Annotated in this window: 21 protein-coding genes; 5 read left to right on the forward strand and 16 right to left on the reverse strand. The window is 32.8% G+C overall.

All coding sequences use genetic code 11. The annotated features are described in order from the left end of the window. Nucleotides 1–46 precede the first annotated feature (46 nt). From COE53_RS11000 to COE53_RS11030, 9 genes are all read right to left on the reverse strand, one after another. A complete protein-coding gene (locus tag COE53_RS11000) occupies nt 47–487 on the reverse strand; it encodes a hypothetical protein (RefSeq protein WP_069034029.1) in 441 nt (146 codons plus the stop codon). Nucleotides 488–1060: 573 nt separating this feature from the next. Then, nucleotides 1061–1846 (reverse strand): GNAT family N-acetyltransferase, encoded by a 786-nt coding sequence (locus COE53_RS11005; RefSeq protein ID WP_069034030.1) that lies wholly within the window; start codon nt 1844–1846, stop codon nt 1061–1063. 171 nt (nt 1847–2017) lie between these two features. Then, nucleotides 2018–2251 (reverse strand): hypothetical protein, encoded by a 234-nt coding sequence (locus COE53_RS11010; RefSeq protein WP_069034031.1) that lies wholly within the window; start codon nt 2249–2251, stop codon nt 2018–2020. A gap of 108 nt (nt 2252–2359) precedes the next feature. Further along, entirely contained in the window at nt 2360–2536 is a 177-nt protein-coding gene (locus COE53_RS23950) for a hypothetical protein (RefSeq protein ID WP_175403498.1), read from the reverse strand. A gap of 62 nt (nt 2537–2598) precedes the next feature. Beyond that, nucleotides 2599–2778 (reverse strand): hypothetical protein, encoded by a 180-nt coding sequence (locus COE53_RS11015; RefSeq protein ID WP_069034032.1) that lies wholly within the window; start codon nt 2776–2778, stop codon nt 2599–2601. 542 nt (nt 2779–3320) lie between these two features. Continuing rightward, nucleotides 3321–3461 (reverse strand): hypothetical protein, encoded by a 141-nt coding sequence (locus tag COE53_RS23955; protein ID WP_175403499.1) that lies wholly within the window; start codon nt 3459–3461, stop codon nt 3321–3323. A gap of 190 nt (nt 3462–3651) precedes the next feature. Further along, nucleotides 3652–4860, reverse strand: coding sequence for a macrolide family glycosyltransferase (locus COE53_RS11020; protein WP_175495654.1), 1209 nt, complete (start codon nt 4858–4860; stop codon nt 3652–3654). Nucleotides 4861–5959: 1099 nt separating this feature from the next. Further along, the gene (locus COE53_RS11025; protein WP_069034035.1) at nt 5960–6478 is read right to left on the reverse strand and encodes a GNAT family N-acetyltransferase; all 519 of its coding nucleotides are present in this window, start codon (nt 6476–6478) and stop codon (nt 5960–5962) included. A 185-nt stretch (nt 6479–6663) separates the two neighbouring features. Continuing rightward, on the reverse strand, nt 6664–7185 hold the full coding sequence (locus COE53_RS11030; RefSeq protein ID WP_069034036.1) for a hypothetical protein: 522 nt from the start codon (nt 7183–7185) through the stop codon (nt 6664–6666). Between the two features lie 349 nt (nt 7186–7534). Here COE53_RS11030 and COE53_RS24330 point away from each other — a divergent pair, with 349 nt between their 5' ends. Both COE53_RS24330 and COE53_RS11035 read left to right on the forward strand, forming a co-directional pair. Continuing rightward, nucleotides 7535–7663, forward strand: a complete 129-nt coding sequence (locus COE53_RS24330; protein ID WP_286143842.1) for a hypothetical protein — start codon at nt 7535–7537, stop codon at nt 7661–7663. Nucleotides 7664–7803: 140 nt separating this feature from the next. Then, a complete protein-coding gene (locus COE53_RS11035; protein WP_098948050.1) occupies nt 7804–8202 on the forward strand; it encodes a hypothetical protein in 399 nt (132 codons plus the stop codon). Between the two features lie 456 nt (nt 8203–8658). On the opposite strand, the gene COE53_RS11040 is transcribed toward COE53_RS11035, so the two are convergent. From COE53_RS11040 to mce, 5 genes are all read right to left on the reverse strand, one after another. Then, nucleotides 8659–8919, reverse strand: coding sequence for a hypothetical protein (locus COE53_RS11040; RefSeq protein WP_091024358.1), 261 nt, complete (start codon nt 8917–8919; stop codon nt 8659–8661). Between the two features lie 434 nt (nt 8920–9353). Continuing rightward, nucleotides 9354–9527 (reverse strand): DUF7660 family protein, encoded by a 174-nt coding sequence (locus COE53_RS24565; RefSeq protein WP_483295430.1) that lies wholly within the window; start codon nt 9525–9527, stop codon nt 9354–9356. Between the two features lie 174 nt (nt 9528–9701). Further along, nucleotides 9702–10820, reverse strand: coding sequence for a M20/M25/M40 family metallo-hydrolase (locus COE53_RS11045; protein WP_098948051.1), 1119 nt, complete (start codon nt 10818–10820; stop codon nt 9702–9704). A gap of 38 nt (nt 10821–10858) precedes the next feature. After that, nucleotides 10859–12400, reverse strand: coding sequence for an acyl-CoA carboxylase subunit beta (locus COE53_RS11050; protein ID WP_069034040.1), 1542 nt, complete (start codon nt 12398–12400; stop codon nt 10859–10861). Next, nucleotides 12387–12806 carry a methylmalonyl-CoA epimerase gene (mce, locus tag COE53_RS11055; RefSeq protein ID WP_069034041.1) on the reverse strand — a complete coding sequence of 140 codons (420 nt, stop codon included), beginning with the start codon at nt 12804–12806 and terminating at the stop codon, nt 12387–12389. The genes COE53_RS11050 and mce overlap by 14 nt, the downstream gene beginning before the upstream one ends. 436 nt (nt 12807–13242) lie before the next feature. Between mce and COE53_RS11060 the strand changes: the two genes are divergently transcribed. Continuing rightward, a complete protein-coding gene (locus COE53_RS11060; RefSeq protein WP_069034042.1) occupies nt 13243–14904 on the forward strand; it encodes a M4 family metallopeptidase in 1662 nt (553 codons plus the stop codon). A 238-nt stretch (nt 14905–15142) separates the two neighbouring features. Then, entirely contained in the window at nt 15143–15235 is a 93-nt protein-coding gene (gene prli42, locus COE53_RS23960; protein ID WP_156339731.1) for a stressosome-associated protein Prli42, read from the forward strand. Nucleotides 15236–15299: 64 nt separating this feature from the next. Here the strand turns inward: prli42 and COE53_RS11065 are convergent, their stop codons facing one another. Both COE53_RS11065 and COE53_RS11070 read right to left on the reverse strand, forming a co-directional pair. Then, the gene (locus COE53_RS11065) at nt 15300–15815 is read right to left on the reverse strand and encodes a L,D-transpeptidase (protein WP_069034043.1); all 516 of its coding nucleotides are present in this window, start codon (nt 15813–15815) and stop codon (nt 15300–15302) included. 13 nt (nt 15816–15828) lie between these two features. Continuing rightward, on the reverse strand, nt 15829–16788 hold the full coding sequence (locus COE53_RS11070) for an aromatic acid exporter family protein (protein ID WP_069034044.1): 960 nt from the start codon (nt 16786–16788) through the stop codon (nt 15829–15831). A 148-nt stretch (nt 16789–16936) separates the two neighbouring features. On the opposite strand from COE53_RS11070, the gene COE53_RS11075 reads away from it, so the two are divergent. Then, nucleotides 16937–17461, forward strand: coding sequence for an acyl-CoA thioesterase (locus COE53_RS11075; RefSeq protein WP_069034045.1), 525 nt, complete (start codon nt 16937–16939; stop codon nt 17459–17461). Nucleotides 17462–17493 lie beyond the last annotated feature (32 nt).

The following is a 17493-nucleotide window of genomic DNA, read 5'->3' on the forward strand; positions in this document are numbered from 1 at the left end:
ACTATTAGCTGGTTTAGTTGAATAAGGAAATTCATTTTAAAGACATTTAAGGCTGTAACAATACTTTCTTTCCATTAACAACTTCATAAATACTTAAATGTTTTTTTGCTGTAAAGTCAACGTAATACCATAATCTTAAATTATTGTTATAAGTAACAAGTGTAGCATCTGTATCTCCAACAATTATTTTGTCTGCTTCAGGATTAGTTATAGTACCAAAGTATAAAAAAGGTTTTTTATTGGACGAAATTACAAAATTTTTTTCTTCTCCAGTGGAGTATAATGTAGCACCATTAACTTGTTTCCACTTATTTTTATGTTTTTCTAAATAAACTAAATGAAAATGGGCTGTATTTTTATCAAAGTAAATAGTAATTTTTTCTGTGGGTACTATCTTAAGTTCATAAAAAGTTTCTTTTAAATCAGAACTCGAAGAACAACTTGATAAAATAAATAAAAATAGTAATGAAATAAATAATTTTTTCAAAAAATACAACACCTTCTTTCCATAAATACATCTTACTGGTTTATTCGATTATAGATTAAATAGTCCTTCCTTATGCAACTAACCTGCCATTTAGTTGCACAAAAAAGAGCTGCCGAAGCAACTCTTGTTGTGCAACTAACGCATGCGTTAGCCATCCATGAATCCTCAGATTCACAACAGTGAATGGAAGTTTATATCGTACTCCCATGGTAGTTGCATAAGAATTTATTTATTTATTTTCCGATTCATTTATCAACTTACAAAGATATCCGACTTGTCTTTTGATAAAAAAGTTATGTAATAATTCTGCCCATCTATTGTAATTAAACTGCTGTGATATATGTTAGCTTACTATTATGGGTATTCATGTACTCAGATGAAGTTTCTCTAACTGCAATAAATTCTTGGCTTCTAGTGAATCATTTATTAGAAAAAATGTCCTTCTTAAAATGTTCTGACACAACAAAACGAGAATCCAAATAGTTATCAATGATGTCTTTCCTTATTGCTTCAATTTGGACTCAAGTATTAATTGAGTTGATTGAAAGTAGGTTCAACTAAGGCATGTGAAAATTACTCTTTAAAATATACTGCATAGTGAATAGGTTCTTCAAACCCTAACTTTTCTGCTAATCGTATTGAGCCAAAATTATCAATATCACATTCCCAACGAGGAGCTAAACCTTTATTTATACAATCTTGTATATACATTTTTGCAGCAATAAAGGCAAAACCCTTCCCTCTATATTCTTCTTTAGTTGCAATGTCTATTTCGGAGAATAATTCATTAGCAAATACAGATGTACACTCACATACAGACACTTCTTTATGTAAAACACAAATTCCAAAACCATTTTCTAAATAATTTGAAACAGAATCCCAGTAATGCTTATAGTAAATTGGTTTAAATCCAACATTTGACTGAAGTACATTTTCATCAATTTTTTTTAATGAATAGTCTTGTGGTAATTCATAATTATCTAGTATTTCTTCTTTAAATTTAAACGTAAAAGAATATCGATCCAACTTAGTTAATTTGTTATTTAAAAGGTCATTAATTAATTGATTCCAAGAACCTGATGAAGAATATAAAATAAAAGGTAATTCTTTCTCTTCTACTCTATCAATATAAAATTCCTTTATCCAATAGTTAAAAGAAATATTTGATGTTTCTCCAATTACACAGTAGAATCCTGATTTCGTACCAATAAAAATGGATTTTGGAGTTTCGATATGATCAACAAATACATCACCATCTACTATCTCTTGCAAAACTGAATAAACAAACGTAGGTGTATAATTTATTGAAATAATTAATGGGAAAATATTTTTATATTCTTTATTATTTAATTTAATCATTGATTCACCTTTCTTTATCGTCGTTTTTAAATTTTATTATGCCAACAATAGCTTTATGCCCATGCCATTAGCTTTGTTATCCTATTCGGCTAACATCACTAGAGTTCCTTCTTATCCGCTGTTATACTATTCAGTTAATCTGCCTAGCCACAACTAATGCAAACTACTCGATTACTTTCCAGGTTCGATAATGTTTGAACCAACTACCTCGGCAATCTTCTTGGGTACACCCAAATCAACTAAAGTTTCAGCATTTGTTTTTGGTTCTTTTCCACATCCTGCAAGTAATCCAATAGATAAAATACCGCATATTATTAATCTTTTTATATAATTCTCCTTCGTATAAAAACTCCTAACAAATGCTATTTCGTGAACAAACCAATTTTTACCTACTTTATTCTTCAACTAAACTGCCGAAAAAGTTTAAATAGACAAAATAAAAACCACTATTACAATTGTCTGTAATAGTGGTCAACTAATTTGTTACTAGAATATTACATTCAGTAAAGAACTTTATAATCTAGTAAACAAGAATTTTATCAAGTAAAGGACTTTTTTATCCAGAAATACGACTATATACTCTCTTTTTGTAGTTTCTTCGATATCATTATTTTCAACAAGGTCATCAATGCCTTTACTAATTACATTCCATAAAGGTGTATTTTCAAATTTTACATATGGAAGTGACATCCTATTTCCTCCTTGTGTCTTAGTTCAACTAAAGCATGCGTTAGTTGCATAAGGAATGTACTCTATTTAGCAGACCTTTTTTTCAAGAAAAGGAGACTAACAATGAAAACGACAATAAAAAGAACGAAGCCTTTTAGAGTGTCCATATGAATATAAAAGCCTCTAGCACGGATTATTGATAAAAGGACGACTGAAACAATTGCAGCAATTAGTGCAGACATAAATACATTTTTCAATGTCATATTAGTTTTCTTCCCCTCTGTTTTGTATAGGCCGATCCTTCAGTCCTCCATTTTGTTGAACAGTCTACTTAAATTCTTTTTGCCTCTTTACTTTTTGAATAAAATTTAGGACTAGAACTGAAGTAACAACTAATAGACATAAACCAATAATATTGATTCTGAAACCATTCTTAAAGAAATTAAAAGCATTTAAAATATTTGTGTTAAACAGAAGACCTAAAATATACAGCTACAATCACAAATAAAAGAATTATTTTCAATCTCTTATTTTTTTTAGAAAACATAACGTATAAAAGTGCCCCCGCAATTCCGATAAATGGAAAAATCTGTTCGAATAAATACACTACAATATTCCACATTCTCTTGTATAATGACTATTTTCTTAATCCAATTTTATCAAATCCCAACATCTTGGAGTAACCTTTTTCTTATATTCGTTATTCAACTAATCTGCCATTTACTTCAATAAAAAACGACCTGCAAGCAACTAGTGAAATTTAACTAAAGCACTGCTTTAGTTGTATAAGGAATGAATTTACGACTTATGCATATCCTCCATCTTTAATTCGCCATTTACCATTTTTACTATCTCTAACCAGAGTCCAACTGAAATCATCCATAGTTTTATTCGGTTCCCATCCTCCAACAACAGAAGGACCAGTTTTAATAGTAGCAAAGATCACAACCAGTTTTTACTGATTGACCAGATTTCGTTAGGTCTTATGATAGCGGTAGTCTGGGAAGAATATTAAATAGCTTAGACTTATCTAGAGCATAGGCTATTTAGTTACTGTTGCAGACATCTTGTTTAATCGGATGATAAAAGACGGCGATATTCATAAAGCGATATTCATATCCGGTGAACACTTCTTATTAATTTATTCCCCGTTCCTGGCGAAATCGATCCGCCGCTAACAGAGCGGTCCGGTAGCCGCCAGCGTCGCGGAGGGATTGACCGATAGTCGCGGCGCTCCTCTTGAAGCGTTGTTCGTTAAAGGCCTGATTTACAGCATCCCGCAGCTTGGCGGCGGTAAGCTTTGATTTGTTCAAAATGACACCTGCCCCCAACTTCTCTACACGTGCAGCGATAATAGGTTGATCGGCAGCATGGGGGATGAGCACCAACGGCACATCGTAGTACAACGCCTCAGATACGCTATTCATTCCGCCGTGACTTACAAATACGGCCGACCGTTGCAATACCTCCAGCTGTGGCACATACGGACGGGCAATTATATGGGATGGTGCGTTCCGGAAAAGTTCCATATCCGTATAGCGCCCCGCAGAGATCACCACCTGATAGCTCCCATCGCTGAAGGCATCCAGACATAATCGAAAGAAGGGTTCGCTCTTGGCTAATACAGTTCCCATTGAAATATAGACAACAGGCCTGTCATCCCCTTTCAGAGAGTCTAGTGGGAAGTCCGAATGGCTTTCACGTGTGGAAATGGATGGTCCAGAGAATACGTAAGAATGATCGAGGCGTTCATAATCCGGTTGGAAGTAAGTGCTAGTATAGACCAGATTCAGTTGGCCGGTCTGACAGAATACCTCATTGATTGATGGCCCCGATACGTCATATGTTTTGGCAAGATTGGCGGAAAGCCTCTTGATCTCGGGAATAAACTTTCCTCCCTTTAGGAGGTCGCCCACTTGTTTCAGCAGAGTCTCACCTGCCATCTTAGGTTTCTTACCCGTGGAAGCAAAGGAAGCATGTGAGGCAATGTTTGGCAGCTTAAGAAGTCGGGCTATTAAATTGCCCCAACCGAAAAGGGAGTCGTGGAACACAAAGTCGTAAGCCTCTTGCCGGGCCTGCTCCACTACCGTCGGCACGACATGGTCGGCGGAGTTAAGGAGCAAAACAATAAACTCTAAAAAATGAGAGATGTCCTCTTGACGTACGCCACCTAGGAAGTTTTCGAAGGGCTTAAAGACTGCCCCTGCGGCCTCCACTTTGACACGGGCATCCTCAGTGCTGTAGAAGTGTACCTCATCCCCGTCCTCACACCAGGCTTTAATGATTGGTAGCATGGGATTCACATGTCCTTCACCAATTCCACCAATTGCTAATATCTTTGCCATATTCATTCGCCCCTTATATGTAATCTTCAAAAGTTATTAATTAAGTGCTCATTGTAACTACTAATTTTAGTATGTATTAGGACTTATGTCTATTTGAACATTGGTAAACGTAATGGTAGTAAATCTACCTAGTATTCTCTTCTGAAAAAGGAATGGGAAGGTCGCAGTACCAGTCCCTTAGAGAGTGATTTAATTACTTAGATCATTATCTTTATGGGCTTTATTATTATAACGAATTATTGGTCTATTAAAAGTAATGAATCTTAAACAATCCTGCCATTTTGTTGAATCAAAAAATCGACTAAACAGCCAATTAAGTTGTACAACTAGAAATGCTTTAGTTGCATAAGAAATTATCTATTTTCTTTTTTCATACGAAAAATGATGCTCTTCTTCTTACATACTCTACTTCATCAAATATAAATTTTTTGAAAAACAGTTTAACCTCTTCCTCATAATCTGTAAATTCTCCAAGTCCATAGGCAATCTGCCATCTTGCCTCAAAGTCATTATATGATAAAGAATGTTTAGCTAATTCAATCAGTTGAGTAGGGGGATCAATTAACTGCTCAGTAATGTTCTCCCTCTCATTGTCCCTTACCTAAAATAAATAAAAATTTGTTAACTAAATTTGAACTCCAATTTCCAACTGGGATTTTTTCAATTAAGTTATTTGTAGTTTTTATATCCTATCCTAGTGAAAAAAATCAGTCTCCCATTCTACATAAGATTTCTCTACTTTCTTATACCATAAAACAAAACTCTCAATTTCTTTTATTAAATGAACCTCAAATTGTTTACCCATTTTAGACTCACTCCTACTTTATAGGACCATCAGTTTTGTTCAACTATTGCATGCGTTAGTTGGGTAAAAAAAAAAGAGAAACTCACAGAATAAGTTTCTCTATAAATAGGTGATATTGGTAAAAAATTAAAACACGAAATGTAATATTATTATATAAAAATTAATATCAATTGTTTTAGTTATACGCCTTTCATTTTGGAAAATTATGTAAATAAGAAATCGGATATTCAGCTGAACATCTTGTTCAACTAAAGCATGCGTTAGTTATATAATATCTATAAAAATCTTATAGGTTTATTGTCGGTTAAGTTCTAAACGCCAATTATTACATCTCATATAGCTACCAGGTGGGTACTCAAATTCACATTCTTTGATCAAACTGAAATTAAGTTTACTACAGATTGCATTTGAAGCAGGATTATCAATCGAAGGAAAAGCATGAATATATCTATATTTGTTTTCTACAGATGCTTCGTTGATTGCGAGGCTCACTGCATTTGTTGCAATCCCTTTCCCTTGAAAATTTGGTAGTACGCTCCAACCAATTTCATATACACTTTCACCGTTCCAAACTGTTTCCCAGAAACCAACAGAACCAACTGGTTTATATTCTGACAATAATTTTATACTAAACATACATCCCTTATCACTAAGGTTTAGATATCTATTATGGCGATTCAAAATCTGTTCTTTACTCTCTGGACCTCCGAGATGCTCCATCATTTCTGGTTGATTTATTTGAAAAAGTAAATCTAGATTTTTATCCTCCCAAGGCCTAATCTGAATAATGTGCTTATTAATTCGTTCCAAAATCTCCTTTTTGCCCCCTTATTTTCCTTAATAGGTATTACCACTTAAGAAATTAGAATTTGTTCTTAAGTTAACTTATATGTTTACATACCTTTTCCTTTTCTTATTTTTGTCAAATAGTAAGACAGGAGCTGATTGCTCAGCTCCTTAAGGTTGTACAACTAGCGCATGCGTTAGTTGATAAAGTTTTAATTATTTAATAATTCTTTAAGCTTTATCTTTAAATAATCTGGCAGGGGTTCTTTTAACATAAGATTTATTATATTTGCATTAGCTCCGTGAACTTTTAAATAGAAGAAAAGTTTATTTGCTTTTTCAATTCTATCCATAAGACTGTAAGCCACGTACCACACTTCTGGGCTACCAATTTGAATATTTTTCCACTCTTTTACCGATATTGTTGGCAAATTACAAACTCCATTTGATGTTTTAATTGAAAAATAACCTATTATTTCAACTTTAGGATTAACATTATGTACTAGAAATTTATATTTACTTGCAAACGGGTAATCTCCACTATCTATTTCTTTTATATCAAATGATTTAAGTACGTTTAATAATTCATTCTTTGGATTTTCAATTGTGATGTCCCAATCATTTACTTCATTAGTCAATCCTAAACTTAAAAGTAAACCACTGCCTCCTAGTGCATATTTAATATTATTCTGTTCTAATACTTTTACAACACTTATTAAATTTTTATAATCCATTTTGTAACTACACAACTCCCGGCTAAAAAGTTTATATAAATAGTATAATTATATACAAAGAATCCTTAGATAACTATACTGCCATTTAGGGCAATAAAAAATCGACTATTCATCTGATTTTACTGTTCAATTTATGCATAAGTTAGATCTAAAACTCTCAAAAAACTTTAGCCAAATACACAATTAAGATAGATTCGTCAACGATAGCAATAAATGTAAAAAATTACCAAGTAATATAATAGGTCAAAGTCATAGACAAGCTTGTCCTATTAAACATATGTATAAAATATGATAGTCCTGTTAAGGATTTCATTTAATTCTACTATTTCGAATGAAAGGGGGAAAAAAAATGACATTCAACCTTGCAACTTTTCTTATTGTAGTAGTACTTTTGGTTGCATTGCTTTTAGCATCATTACTGGGTGTTGAGCAAGCACCTATTTTAGCTGCTATCTGTGCAACACTTGGATGCAGTTAATCAATTGCACGTAGAATAAAGACGAGCCCATCTAAATTTGGGCAAAGCACCTAGAAGATATTTATATGATTTAATTATCTTCTAGGTTATTTTTAGGAAATTAAATTTTTTTCGAATTTATATAAAGGTGGGCTTTTAAAATGAATAATGATAAAGAGAATAGTGAGCAAACACCCGCTCAATCAAGTGATTTTAATGATTTAAAAAAAGAAAGTATTATAAAACTAGCAAATAAGCTTACGGCAAATGAAACTACTATAGATATGGGTTCAATTATGAGGATGGCACAAAACCTTTTTAAAGATGATTCGCTAATGAAATCTGTACAGGATCTTGGAATGATCAATCAGCCTAATTCAATTTCAGTTCAAAAATCCGCACCAAAAAAAGAAAATTTAGAGCTACCACTTAATAGTGAGTTATTAGAAAAAATATACAATGAATTTATCCAAATAAAATCAGAACTAGTTGAGATTAATGCAAATAATAAGACTTTAATTGAAATTTTTCAAAGAAAAGAAAAGAAAAACATAATATAAAACAATAAATTTTCTTAAAATGAATACTCTGTTAATGAATAACACTCTCAAATTTTTAAATAACTTCTTTGAAAAGTTATTTTACTTTCTTAGCATTTCTCAAGCTTTAAAATGAAACCCCTACTGTTCAATTGTTTTATTTTGGTTTGCTGACTTTACAAATGGAGTCTTTATGGGGGGATTCTTTCCCAGCAATTGTCATTGAAGCTCCTATAGCTTTTATAAGAATCACTATAGGAGCTTCCATTTGACCTGCAAAAACGTTGAAAGTAGAGTCTTAACAATGGAAAAATATAGTCTAACTAATTACTGAATTGAATAATCGATTGGTACTACCATTATAAATTCATCCAATTTTTATTCAACGAACCTGCAATTTAGCTCAATAAAAAATGGACTATTAAGTCGATCATTTTGTTCAACTAAAGCATGCGTTAGTTGGGTAAGAACAATTAATTAAATATTAATTATCGATAAAAGTTCTTCTTGTGCAATTAGATAATCTTCACCTGATTCTTCATCCAAAACATAGAAACGAATACTTCTTCCATCATCATCTATAAGAGCAAGTGAAAGATCAATTACTAAACATTTGCAATATGGATTTTCAGAATCATTAAGTTCATAACCTGACTTAAATTCAAAAATATATCTTTGATCTTCTTCAATAATATATTCTTTTTTTTCAATTGTTAGTTTCAATGTCATCTTTCTCATTATTATGTTCTCCTCTACTTTTAAGAGATATTGGATCTGCATTGCTTTACTATTGAACTAACGCTTTCTTTAGCTTAATAAGGTTTAATTTTCAACAAAAAACAAAATTGAAAGAGTTATAAAAAACAATGAAAATATCAGTAGAACGATTCTTTTTAAGATGGTTGGTGATTTTACTATAATAGAATTTAATATAGCTTCTACAGGTGTTGTTCCAACTTCGGATATAGATGAATCTATTTTTTCTTTAGGAGCGAATAATGAAAATAATACCCCAAATATTCCGAGAGCAATGATTATAATAGCTATGACTTTTATCTTTATCGCCTCCTAAATACGTAAATAATCTAGCATAATTATATCATTCCTTGTTCAACTAATCTGCCATTTTGTTGAATAAGAAAAAACCATCCTCTATTGAAGAATCGCATGGGTTAGTTAAAGATTATTCGTACATACTTGAAGCAATTAGGATATCCGCAATAGTCTTCAAGTGTTATATTCTCCCACTTTTCTTTATTATTTTTTAAATCCATTCTCAAGTGGAAAATTAAACTTATCAAATCTTCTCGACTTTTAACAGTATCTACTTTTTCATATAATTCCACCTTAAAATCACCTCTTAGTTTATAATTTCCACTAAATAGTTAGGCTTTTCCTTCTTCAACTAACCTGCCATTTACTTGAATAAAAAAATCAACAAGCTACCTTAACAGAAATTAAAAAGAGGCCGCTTATTTATCAGTTAATCTGACAGATAAGACAGCCCTCTTTTTACTTATTTATTTAGCAACTTCTTCTACAATTGCAATGACCATTTCAGCAGTTTTTACTAACTCTTTAATTGGCATTCTTTCATTTGTAGTGTGGATTTCTTCATAACCGATTGCTAAGTTTACGATTGGGAAACCGTGACCTGCGAATACGTTCGCATCTGATCCACCACCACTTTGTTGTAATGCAGGAGTACGTCCAATTTTTTCTGCTGCACGTTTTGCAACTTCAACAACGTGGTCTCCTTCACCAAATTTAAATCCTGGGTACATAATTTGAACTTCTACTTCAGCACGTCCACCCATTTCAGTAGCTGCTTCTTCAAAAGCCGCTTTCATTTTAGCTACTTGAGCTTCCATTTTTTCACCGATTAATGAACGAGCTTCAGCTAAAATATTCACTTGATCGCATACGATATTTGTTGCACTTCCACCTTCGAAACGTCCGATATTAGCAGTCGTTTCTTCGTCGATTCGACCAAGTGGCATTCTTGCAATTGCTTTAGAAGCAATCGTAATCGCTGAAACGCCTTTTTCAGGTGCAACACCTGCATGTGCTGTTTTACCATAAATTGTAGCAATTACTTTAGCTTGAGTTGGAGCTGCTACGATAATGTTACCTACTTCTTCATCGCTATCTAATGCATATCCAAATTTAGTAGTGATTAATTTTGGATCCATTGCTTTAGCACCATGTAATCCAGATTCTTCACCAACTGAGATAATGAATTGGATTTCACCATGTTCAATATTTTGTTCTTTAATGATTTTTAAAGCTTCTAAAAATGCTGCGATACCAGCTTTATCATCTGCACCTAGAATTGTAGTTCCGTCAGTAACGATATATCCATCTTTGATTGATGGCTTGATTCCATTACCTGGAGTTACTGTATCCATATGACATGAGAAGAAAATACCGTCAACGCCTTCTTTAGTAGCAGGAATTGTAGCAACAATATTTCCAGCACCGTGACCTGTAACACCCATCGTGTCGTCTTCAAAAACATTCATTCCAAGAGCTTCTAATTTTTGTTTTAAAACCTTTGCAATTTCAGCTTCAAACTTAGTTTCAGAGTCTACTTGTACTAATTCTAAAAATTCATCGACTATACGTTGTTCATTAATCATTTGTGTCATGCCTCCAAATTGTATATGTAAAAAAATGTCTACAAAGGTATATTACCATGTTTTTTAGCTGGGCGCTTTTCATTTTTGTTTTTTAATACTTCTAAAGATTGAATAAGCTTTTTTCTAGTCATTCTTGGATCAATAACATCGTCAACTAAACCGTATTTTGCAGCAACGTAAGGATTAGAAAATTTCTCTTTATATTGTTCCATCCATTCTGATCGTAACTCTTCTGGTCGTTTACTTTGAGAGATTTCTTTTCCGTATAAGATGTTTACAGCACCTGCAGCACCCATTACAGCGATTTCAGCGTTTGGCCATGCAAATACTAAATCCGCTCCAATCGATTTACTATTTAATGCAACATATGCTCCACCAAATGCTTTTCTCGTAATGACTGTAACTTTTGGAACTGTTGCCTCAGAGTACGCGTATAAAAGCTTAGCACCATGCCTTATTATACCTCCATGCTCCTGTTTTACACCAGGGAAAAACCCTGTCACATCAACAAAAGTGATGATTGGTATATTAAAACTATCACAAAAACGAATAAATCTAGCCCCTTTATCAGCTGAATGTAAATCTAATCCTCCAGCCATAAATTTAGGTTGATTACAAACGAGTCCTACTACTTCACCATTTAATCTAGCAAATCCTATAACTAAATTTTTAGCGAAATCTTTTTGAACCTCAAAAAAGGAATCATCATCTACAATCATTTCTATTATTTTTTTAACATCATAGGGTCGACTACTTTCATCAGGAATTAGCTCCATTAAGTCATCTATATCTTTTTCAGTTTTCATTTTAGTAGGTGCTTTTTCTTTCCAATGAGCCGGTAAATACTCTATTAAATTTCTAACGACTTTAAGAGCTTCTTCCTCTGATTCAGCTTGGAAATGAGCATTACCACTTATTTCGTTATGGACTTTAGCTCCACCTAGATCCTCTGCAGTGATTTTTTCACCTGTTACACTTTCAATTACCTTTGGTCCAGTAATAAACATTTGGCTAGTTCCATTGACCATGATTACGAAGTCAGTAATTGCTGGGGAATAGACAGCACCACCAGCACAAGGCCCCATAATAACAGAAATTTGTGGTACGACCCCTGAATAAATTGTATTTCGATAAAAAACATGTCCATAACCATCTAAAGAAAGGACACCTTCTTGGATTCTAGCACCACCTGAATCATTTAAACCAATAATCGGAGCTTTACACTGTACTGCCATGTCCATTAATTGACTTATTTTTTTCGCATGCATTTCACCTAAAGCACCGCCGAACACAGTAAAATCTTGCGAAAAAACAAAGACCGTACGATCGTTAATTTTTCCGTAACCTGTGACAACTCCATCACATGCACCATTTTGTTCATCCATTCCAAAATCTGAACAACGATGCTGGACAAAACTAAATAACTCAACAAAACTCCCTTCATCTAATAGCATGTCTATTCTTTCTCGTGCTGTAAACTTTCCACGTTCATGTTGTTTCTCAATCCGTTCAAATCCTCCACCTTGCTCTATTTCAGATTTCTTTTCATATAGTCTATAAAGATCATCATACTTGCTCATTAAACTCCCCCCTTTTTTGAACAATTTCGATTAATACTCCGAATTGTTTAGGGTGTATAAAGGCAACTTTGGAACCCTCACTCCCATTTCGTGGTGAATGATGAATTAAATTGAATTGGCGTTTTTTTAGTTCTAATAGTGATTTTTCGATGTCATCTACTTGAAAAGCAATATGATGCAATCCTTCACCTTTTTTTTCAATATATTTATGTACAGGGTTCGTTGATGAAAGTGGTTGGATTAATTCAATATTAATTTTATTTGTTTTAAAAAATGCGACTTCTACACCTTCTTCTTCAACTATTTTTCGATATGAGTATGGTAAACCTAAATCGCCCTCATATTTTTTAATACTATCGTTTAAATTTTTTACACAGATTGCCATATGATCTATATTTGTGAACATTTTTTTGCCCTCTCCTTCAAATCAATGCTTTTTTTAGAAACATATGAGATTTTTTATGTACTTTCATCTGTTCAAAAGTACATAAGCTATTATTTAAACAATATTCAAGAAAGTGGACAAACATGATTAAAAACCGTAGCAGTATACACCTGTATATTAAGAGATAACAAAGAAAATGAACTATGATTTTGAATCATGGAACCATTAAACTTAACACCAAAATTATTAAAAAAGTTCGACGGCATTCCCCTCACTTTTCTCTTTTCATAAAACAATATAACTACTTATCAATCGAGTGGTTAAATAAACCCGATATAAAAGACTTATTTTTCCAAAAAAAGTGAAATTATTGTAGTTTTTTGTAGTTTGTAAGCCTACTAGATTACATGATAATATTAGCTCGTTATTACTATTTGTTAACTAGGGAGGAAATTAAATGAACAAAAAAGTATTAGCAGTTGGGTTATCTTTAGGATTAGCAGCAAGTAGTTTTTCAGTCACAAATACATATGCTGCACCAAAAAATGTGTTATCTAGCTACAAGTATAATGAATCTGTAGGATCTCCTGAATTTGTATCAGGACAGCTGACAAAGTCATCAACTCAAAGTCCTGAGAGCATTGTACTTGGATATGTGAATGCTAATAAAGATAAATTTAAACTTGGTTCGAAATCCTCCGAAGAATCATTCATCATTAAGTCTAGTAATAAAGATCTGTTAGGAACCGCTCTTCGACTACAACAAGTATATAATGGTGTACCTGTTTGGGGTTCTACTCAAACAGCATTAGTTGCAGACGATGGTGTTCTAACAGCTTTCTCTGGTACCGTAGCTCCTAATCTAGATACGAAAAAAGGATTGAAATCTGAAAAGAAAGTAAATGCCAACAAATCAATTAAAATTGCAGAAGCCGACCTTGGTTATTCTCCTATCTATGAAAAAGACCCTACAGCTGATCTAGTAGTTTACACAAATGGTGATGAAGCATCTTACGCTTACCTTGTAAACTTAAACTTCCTTTCTCCCAAACCTGGAAACTTTAATTATTTCATTGATGCATCAACAGGAAAAATATTAAATAGCTATAATAACTTAGATGAAGCAGATAGTAGTGCCCCTGCTGCAAAACCAGGTGGTACAGCAAGTAGTACGAATACAACTGGAACAGGAGTTGGCGTGCTTGGTGATACAAAAACACTAAATATGACCCAATCGGGTTCATCTTATTATTTACAAGATAATACTAGAGCCCAAGGTGGTATTTTCACTTATGATGCGGCAAACCGACAACGTCTTGCTGGTACACTTTGGACAAGTCCTGATAACCTTCTAAATAGCACTTATGATGGGGCTGCAGTCGATGCACATTATTTTGCTGGATTAACATTTGATTATTATAAAAATGTTTTTAATCGTAATTCCTATGATAATAAAGGCGGTGCATTAAAATCGAGTGTCCATTATGGCCGTAATTACAACAATGCGTTTTGGAACGGTACGCAAATGGTTTATGGCGATGGTGACGGTACAACATTTATTCCATTATCAGGGGGTATTGACGTAGTTGCACATGAGTTAACACATGCAGTAACAGAAACTAGCTCAAATTTAACTTATCAAAATGAATCTGGTGCACTAAACGAAGCAATTTCTGATATTTTTGGTACTTTAATAGAGTTCTATAATAATAAAAATCCTGATTACGAGATTGGTGAAGATATTTATACGCCAAAAATTGCAGGTGATGCACTTCGTTCGATGAGTAATCCAACTAAATATGGAGATCCAGATAACTATGCAAATCGTTACACTGGAACATCTGACAATGGAGGAGTTCATACAAATAGCGGTATTATTAATAAAGCTGCTTATTTAATTGCTCAAGGTGGAACTGCTTATGGTGTGACTGTTACAGGAATCGGAAATGATAAACTAGCTCAAATTTTCTATCGTGCAAATACCGTTTACTTAACAGCTTCTTCTACTTTCAGTCAAGCACGTGCAGCATGTGTGAAAGCAGCTTCTGACCTTTTCGGTACTAGCTCAGCTGAAGTAACTACAGTAAATAAAGCATTTGATGGGGTTGGAATTAAGTAAAATTTTAATTACATTTTAAGAAAAAAAGGGATATCTCGTAAGCTAAAAATGCTTATGAGCCCTTTTTTTATTTCGTTAAAAGACAGCAATCTGATGAATCACGTTTAATCAGGGAGTTACTAATAAATAAGCTTAGAGTGTAAAAAATATCCTATATATGCTAAAATAGGACAACACTTGTATTATTCTAATAAAATAATTAATAAATTGTAATTCTTTAATATAAGGTGGTAATCACATGAGAAAAAAAACACAAAAAGTAGTTGTGATGATTATGTTAATTTCAATGCTTGCTACTACTTTACTTGCAGGTATCGCTGCTATGTTATAAGAGGACAATGGAAAAAGAGGATTCATCATTAAGATCTTGAGATTTTGATGATGAATCCTCTTTATTATCTGATTGCACCTTGTTCACGAGCTAGTTGTTCAAATGAACTTGTTGATGTTGTGATTAACACTTTCGTTCCATATGGGACTTTATCAAAAAGTTCATTCACATCATTTGTGTACATTCTTACACATCCATTTGAGATATATTTACCAATTGATGAAGGGTCATTATTTCCATGAATACCATAAATCGAACCATCTGTACCTAATGCGTCAAAACCAATCCATCTAGTTCCTAGAGGATTTTTAGGATCACCCCCTGGAATATTCTTTTTGCGCCAATATGGATTTTTGGCTTTATATGTAATATTAAAAATACCTTCAGGAGTTAAATCTGCTGTTTTTCCTGTAGCAATTCGATAAATCCTTAGTACTTTACCATCTTCTATATATGCCAAATTATTTACTTCTTTATTAATAATAATAAATGGTTCACCTACCCTTGGATTTTGTCCAAGTGGCCATACTGGACCAATTACTAAAAGTAGTGACAGAACTAGTTTAAGCAAATAAAGCAACTCCTTTTTAAATTCACTTAACGTATTTTCCCTTAAACTTTGATTTCATAATCAAGAAACTTTCCATTTCATTGATGATGGTTAAAACCGCTGCTCGAGTTTCAAAATCATCAGATGTTTGTGGTAGTGGCATTGCACGAAACATATGATAGATTTCTTCTAACTGATGTAAGCAAATTACACCACTTATAATTGGATTTATTGAAAAGCTTAAATCATTAAAAAATTTGGATAAAATATGAGATTGTTCGTTACTCACTTTAATGTCACAAACCGTGTCAATAATACGGTGAATAATTTCAAGTTGCCGTTCTCTTAATAAAAAGTATTCATAATCTTCATCATTCGATGATTTAAAATAATGATTATCGATTTCTAATTTAGAAATTCTTTTCGCTTCTTGAAGCAATTTTACTGTTTCATCATATTCTTCTAAAAAACATTTATTAGCTGGTTCTTTTAAATAAATAGAAATCTTCTCAAAAATAAAACAAAATTTAGAATCAATTTGTACTTTAAAGTTTTTTATTTGCTCATCTAAACTAGGCATATATAAATTACAAAGTAAAGCTACACCAATTCCTATTACAATTACAGTTAACTCATCTACTATTATTGGAACTGTAATTTTTTTTAGACCATATAGATGTAGCATGATCACTGCACTGGAAATGACTCCTTCTTGAATTTTAAGCTTTACTAAGCTTGGAATAAAAAATAATAGTAATATTCCAATCGCTAAAGGTGTATAACCAAAAATATGAAAGAAAAAAATACAAAAAAGGATGATCAAAACGCATGCAGAAAACCTTCTCAACGCTGTATCTAATGAACGCTTTTTAGTAGTTTGTATACATAATATTGTTAATATTCCAGCAGACGAGTAAAAATGCACTCCCACCGATTGTGCAATAAAAATTGCAACTGCACTCCCTAACGCCGTTTTAACAATCCTTGAACCAATTCTATACATAAGATCACCTATTATTTATGTTTTACTTTATGTAGTATTTGATTCATTGAATAGGATAATATTTCGAATGAAAATTTCATCTCATAATTACGCTTAATAAAAAATAGATTGGTAAAAATATCATTATTCTAATAAAAGGTGTGAATTTATGAGTTCAAAATATTGCCATGAATCACGTTCAGCTTTGACTGTTCGAGTTTTCCCTACAGACTTAAACAATCACCAAACTTTATTTGGTGGAAAAATTCTCGCTGACATGGATATGACTGCTTCAATTACTGCTTCTAAGCATTCAAGATTGAAATGTGTAACTGCTTCGATCGACCATGTAGACTTCTTACATCCAGTTACAGAAGAGGATTGTATCTCTTATGAATCCTTTGTCGTAGTTACAGGAACTTCATCTATGGTAATTTTCGTAAAAGCGATTGCAGAGAACTTGATAACAGGCAATCGCCGAGTTGCTGCTACTTCATTTTTAACATTTGTTGGAATGAAAGATAATAAAACGGTACCAGTTCCCTCTATCATTCTTGAAACCGAAGAAGAACGCGAACTTGCTGAAATAGCAAAAGCAAGAATTGATAATCGTAAAAATAATAAATTAATCAGTAAAAACATTGAAACGATTATCTCTACGAAACCTTTAAAATTAAAACAAAGTGATGAGTAAATTAATTTGTGTCCTAAATAAAAAAGAAACTG

The sequence above is a fragment of the Bacillus sp. AFS029533 genome (assembly GCF_002585125.1).
Taxonomy (GTDB): domain Bacteria; phylum Bacillota; class Bacilli; order Bacillales; family Bacillaceae_G; genus Gottfriedia; species Gottfriedia luciferensis_B.

What these genes read in the sequence shown, in the direction of transcription:
- COE53_RS11005 (WP_069034030.1), bottom strand. Translation starts at nt 1,846, where the DNA reads ATGATTAAATTAAATAATAAAGAATATAAAAATATTTTCCCATTAATT.
- COE53_RS23950 (WP_175403498.1), bottom strand. Translation starts at nt 2,536, where the DNA reads ATGTCACTTCCATATGTAAAATTTGAAAATACACCTTTATGGAATGTA.
- COE53_RS11015 (WP_069034032.1), bottom strand. Translation starts at nt 2,778, where the DNA reads ATGACATTGAAAAATGTATTTATGTCTGCACTAATTGCTGCAATTGTT.
- COE53_RS11020 (WP_175495654.1), bottom strand. Translation starts at nt 4,860, where the DNA reads ATGGCAAAGATATTAGCAATTGGTGGAATTGGTGAAGGACATGTGAAT.
- COE53_RS11030 (WP_069034036.1), bottom strand. Translation starts at nt 7,185, where the DNA reads ATGGATTATAAAAATTTAATAAGTGTTGTAAAAGTATTAGAACAGAAT.
- COE53_RS24330 (WP_286143842.1), top strand. Translation starts at nt 7,535, where the DNA reads ATGACATTCAACCTTGCAACTTTTCTTATTGTAGTAGTACTTTTGGTT.
- COE53_RS11035 (WP_098948050.1), top strand. Translation starts at nt 7,804, where the DNA reads ATGAATAATGATAAAGAGAATAGTGAGCAAACACCCGCTCAATCAAGT.
- COE53_RS11040 (WP_091024358.1), bottom strand. Translation starts at nt 8,919, where the DNA reads ATGAGAAAGATGACATTGAAACTAACAATTGAAAAAAAAGAATATATT.
- COE53_RS11045 (WP_098948051.1), bottom strand. Translation starts at nt 10,820, where the DNA reads ATGATTAATGAACAACGTATAGTCGATGAATTTTTAGAATTAGTACAA.
- COE53_RS11050 (WP_069034040.1), bottom strand. Translation starts at nt 12,400, where the DNA reads ATGAGCAAGTATGATGATCTTTATAGACTATATGAAAAGAAATCTGAA.
- mce (WP_069034041.1), bottom strand. Translation starts at nt 12,806, where the DNA reads ATGTTCACAAATATAGATCATATGGCAATCTGTGTAAAAAATTTAAAC.
- COE53_RS11060 (WP_069034042.1), top strand. Translation starts at nt 13,243, where the DNA reads ATGAACAAAAAAGTATTAGCAGTTGGGTTATCTTTAGGATTAGCAGCA.
- prli42 (WP_156339731.1), top strand. Translation starts at nt 15,143, where the DNA reads ATGAGAAAAAAAACACAAAAAGTAGTTGTGATGATTATGTTAATTTCA.
- COE53_RS11070 (WP_069034044.1), bottom strand. Translation starts at nt 16,788, where the DNA reads ATGTATAGAATTGGTTCAAGGATTGTTAAAACGGCGTTAGGGAGTGCA.
- COE53_RS11075 (WP_069034045.1), top strand. Translation starts at nt 16,937, where the DNA reads ATGAGTTCAAAATATTGCCATGAATCACGTTCAGCTTTGACTGTTCGA.